This window comes from Rhodococcus sp. no. 34, from assembly GCF_054589475.1.
In genome coordinates, this window is sequence record NZ_BAAILK010000024.1 from 255,604 (window position 1) to 260,579 (window position 4,976).

Annotated in this window: 1 protein-coding gene; it reads left to right on the forward strand. The window is 61.8% G+C overall.

Annotated features, from left to right (window positions below):
• A partial coding sequence (locus ACYP01_RS09075; protein WP_459679509.1) for a condensation domain-containing protein occupies window positions 1-4,976 on the forward strand: 4,976 nt, incomplete at both ends.

Below are 4,976 nucleotides of genomic sequence, written 5' to 3' on the forward strand. Positions count from 1 at the left end.
TATCCGGCAGACCGTATCGCGCACATGCTCAGCGACTCGGGTGCGAAGGTTGGCCTGACCCTCGACGTCGAACGTCCGAATCTCGCCGACGAAGTCGAGTGGTTGGTCGTGGACGGACCGCTCGGCGAACAGATGATCGCCGGAGTGTCCGGAGCGCCAATCGATGCCGACGAACGTGTCCGTCCACTGACGACTGCTCATCCGGCTTGGGTCATCTACACCTCCGGCACGACAGGACTGCCGAAGGGCGTTGTCGCAACCAACGCGGGACTGGCGAGCTTCAGTGTCACGCAGGCCGCGCATTACCTCGTGAAGCCCACCTCGCGGACATTGCACTTCGCGTCACCGAGTTTCGACGCGTCGATGCTCGAGTTGTTCCTCGCGGTGGCCACCGGCGCGACGATGGTCATCGTCCCGCCTGGCGTGTACGGCGGCGACGAACTGGCTGAGGTGTTCCGTAGCGAACGAGTCACGCATGCGTTCATCACACCCGCTGCCCTGGCGTCGATGGACCCGAGCGGCCTGGACGACCTGACGGTGGTAGGCGTGGGTGGCGAAGCGTATTCGCCGGAACTGATCAGCAAGTGGACGACAGGGGACGGATCGGCCGCGTCGGCTTCGGCTCCCAGGACATTCCTGAATGTCTACGGCCCGACCGAGACGACGATCGTGACGAACGTCAGCGTTCCGCTTCTGCCCGGTGACCGAATGGACATCGGCGCCACGATCGGTGACATGGCCGCATTCGTCCTGGACACACGACTCAATCCAGTTCCACTGGGAGTCTCGGGCGAGCTGTATCTGTCCGGTCCTCAGGTGACCCGCGGCTATCATCGTCGTCCAGGCTTGAGTGCCGATCGATTCGTGGCAAACCCGCACGGTAATCCGGGCGAGCGAATGTACCGAACCGGTGACGTGGTGCGCTGGGTCGCTGGAACGGCACCCTCCACCTACGCCGTGGAATACGTGGGCCGCAACGATTTCCAGGTCAAGATTCGCGGTTTCCGTATCGAACTGGGCGAAATCGATGCATCGCTGACGGCACACCCCGAGGTCGAGTTCGCTGCGACGATGGGTACGACCCTGCCGTCGGGTGCCCCGGCGCTGGTGTCGTACGTGTTCACCGGAAAGCACGCTTCGGTCACTTCGGCGGAATTGATCGAATTTGTCTCCAGAACCCTCCCGGCCCATATGGTTCCGGCTTCGGTCATGGTCTCCTCGGACATGCCGCTCAGTCCGGCAGGCAAGCTGGACCGAAAAGCGCTCCCAGCACCGGTTTTCGAGACCAAGGAATTCCGCGCCCCGGTCACCGAGATGGAACAAATCCTGAGCGAGATCTTCGCGGACGTTCTCGGCCTGGATCGCATCGGCACCGACGACTCGTTCTTCGCTCAGGGCGGCGACTCGATCATGTCCATCCAACTCGTCTCTCGTGCGAAGGCACGTGGGGTCGTATTCGCACCCAGTGACGTCTTCGAGAGCAAGACTGTCGCGGCATTGGCCGAAGTGGCGAAGTATGCCGCCGACGTCGAGGCCGCGGTGGTGCTCGAGGAGTTGCCGGGCGGTGGAGTCGGCTGGATGCCGTTGACGCCGATCGAACGATTCATGGTCGAGCGCGGTGGCAGCTACAACCGATTCACACAGACGATGACTCTCGAGCTTCCACTCGGAGTGCAGCGAGCCGACATCGTGCGAACACTCGCTGCAGTCGTCGACCACCACGACATGTTCCGCTCGCGGTTGATCTCCGACGGTCGCGGATGGGGAATGTCGGTCTCCGAGCCTGGAACCGTGGACGTCGAGGATTTGCTCAGCCGCGTGGATGTTGATGCGTCTGCGGACGAGTCGACAATTATTCTCACGGCTTCCAAGGGCCTCGACGAGGCTCTCGGCCGGTTGAATCCGGCGGACGGCGTAATGGTTCAGTTCGTGTGGGTCGACTTCGGTCCCGCTCGCACCGGGCGCTTGATCATTGCTGCACATCACCTGATCGTCGACGGGGTCTCCTGGCGAATCATCGTTCCGGATCTGGTGTCGGCTGCGGCTCAGATGGCCGGGGCGAGCGGAGCGACGGGGGATGTAGCCGGAACGACGGGGGATGTTGCTCTCGAGCCGACCGGTACGTCGATGCGACGCTGGGCTCATGCTTTGTCCGAAGAGGCCCATCGGGATTCGCGTGTGGCCGAGCTGGATACGTGGCGGAAGGCGTTGCAGACACCGGACCCGGTGCTGGGTAAGAGGGCGTACGACTCTGCCGTCGACGTTGCGGCAACGGTTCAGCGGATAAGCGTGACGGTCCCCACTCAGGTGACGGAGACTCTGTTGACCACGCTGCCGGAGGTTTTCAACGGCGGCGCCAACGACGGCCTGCTCGCTGGACTGGCACTCGCGCTGATCGAGTGGCGTCGCCGAGGCGGAATCGACTCGACGTCTGCTTTGCTGCAACTGGAGGGCCACGGCCGCGAAGAAGCCGTGATTCCTGGCGCGGATCTGTCAAGGACCGTTGGCTGGTTCACCGCTGCCTTCCCGATCAGTCTCGATCTTTCCGATGTTGATCTGGGTGACGCTTTCGCCGGAGGTGATTCGGCGGGACGCGCGATCAAAGCAGTGAAGGAACAGCTGCTGGCGATCCCGGACAAGGGCGTCGGGTACGGACTGCTGCGCTACCTGAACGAAGACACGCGCGCAGTGCTTTCTCGCTTCGCCGGGGGACAGGTCAGCTTCAACTACCTGGGAAGAGTTGTCGCCGAGGATCTTCCGGCAGGTGTCGAGGGACTCGGGTGGCTGCCGGCGGGCGATTTTGCCAAGGTGTCCGCACCCGAAGACATCGACATGCCCGCAAACAAGGTCGTCGACATCAATGCGATCGTCAACGACGGAGCAGACGGTGCTGTTCTGGAGGCGTCCTTCGCGTACCCCGTCGGTGCCATCGACGGCGAGAGTGTCGAGGCATTTGCACAGATTTGGGTCGAAGCACTGACCGCGCTGGCGGAGCATTCTCGATCCGTCGGAGCCGGTGGACTCACACCGTCCGACGTGCCGCTTGTCTCCGTGAGCCAACGAGATATCGACGGCTTCGAGAATCGATTCGGTACGGTGACCGACATCTGGCCCCTGGCACCGCTGCAGTCCGGTTTGCTCTTCCACGCGATGTTGGCAGAATCCAGCGTCGACCTCTACTCGGTGCAGATGATTCTCACTCTGTCCGGGAAGGTGGATGCCGACCGATTGCGCACTGCAGCACAGGGAATCATCGACCGTTATGCGAACCTGCGAACGGCATTCACGGCCGACGACGACGGAACGCCGGTCCAGATAGTCCTCGAAGACGTTCCAGTCCCGTGGCGGAACATCGATCTCAGCGATATTGCGGCCGTCGACCGTGAGGCAGCTCTGAACGAAGTTTTGACGGCTGACCAGGCGACACACTTCGACATGGCGTCACCGCCGTTGATTCGGTTCACCTTCGTCACCATGGCGGAGGGGGACTATCGCTTGGTGGTGGCGAATCACCACATTATTCTCGACGGTTGGTCGGTGCCACTGCTCTTGCAGAACCTGTTGGCGCTGTACGCGACGCGTGGTGACGACTCGGTTCTTCCGCGTGTGCGTAGCTATCGCAATTACCTGGCGTGGCTTGTCGATCAGGATCGTGATCGATCACTCACAGCCTGGGCGGATGTGCTTTCCGGCGTCGAAGAGCCGACGCTGCTTGCTCAGGTCACAGGCGGACAGGAATTCACCGCGCTGTCACAGAAGCTGAACGTGTCGATGTCGTCGGAGACAACCGCGGCGCTCACCGCTCTGGCCGCACGACTCGGGGTCACCGCCAACACGATCGTGCAGAGCGCGTGGGCGGTCCTGCTCGGTGCGTTGACCGGAACCGACGACGTTGTCTTCGGTGCAACAGTGTCCGGCCGGCCACCGGCGCTCACCGGCGTCGAATCGATGGTCGGGTTGTTCATCAACACCCTCCCCGTGCGGGTGCGCCTCGACGCCGCGGAGTCCGTCGAAGAATTGGTTGCCAGGGTCCAGATCGAGCAGGCGAGAATGCTTGATCATCACTATCTCGGTTTGACCGATGTCCAGAAAGCAGCGGACGTCGGAACACTGTTCGACACGTTGGTTGTATTCGAGTCGTACCCGGTCGACCGTGAGGGCCTCGCCGCACAGGCGGATGTTCTCGACGGAATGATGATCGACGACATTGCCTCGGACGATTCCACGAACTACCCGTTGACCCTGCTGATCGCACTCGACGAGCAGTTGCACTTGACGCTGCGGTACCTACCGGACTTCTTCGATGCCGACTACGCAACTGCGTTGCTGGACAGAGTTCTTCGACTGCTCTCCTCCGCAGCCACCGATCCTTCGGTGCGTGTTGGTGACGTTGATATTTTGGATTCTGTTGAGCGTTCGTTGGTGCTCGAGGGGTGGAATGACACGGCTCGTGAGGTTGGGGGTGTGTCGGTGTTGGATGGGTTTGTTGCGCAGGTGGCGGCGTCTCCGGATGCGGTAGCGCTCTCGTTCGAGGGGCAGTCTCTGTCGTATGCGGAGTTCGATGCTCGGGTGAATCGTTTTGCCAGGTATTTGGTTTCGGTGGGTGTGGGGCCGGAGTCGTTGGTGGGTGTTGCGGTTCGTCGGTCGGTTGATTTGTTGGTTGCGGTTTACGGTGTGCTCAGGGCTGGTGGTGGGTATGTTCCGGTGGATCCGGATCAGCCTGCGGAGCGTAATGGGTATGTGTTGGCGGCGGCGTCGCCGGTGTGTGTGGTCAGTACTTCTGATGTTGGTTTCGATGCTGGTGTGGTGCCGGTGGTCGAGGTTGATGTTGTTGATGTGTCTGGTTTTTCGGATGCTCCTGTCTCGGATGTGGATCGGGTTGCGCCGTTGCGGTCGGGGAATACGGCGTATGTGATTTTCACGTCGGGGTCGACGGGTCGGCCGAAGGGGGTGGCGGTCAGTCATCGCAGTGTGGT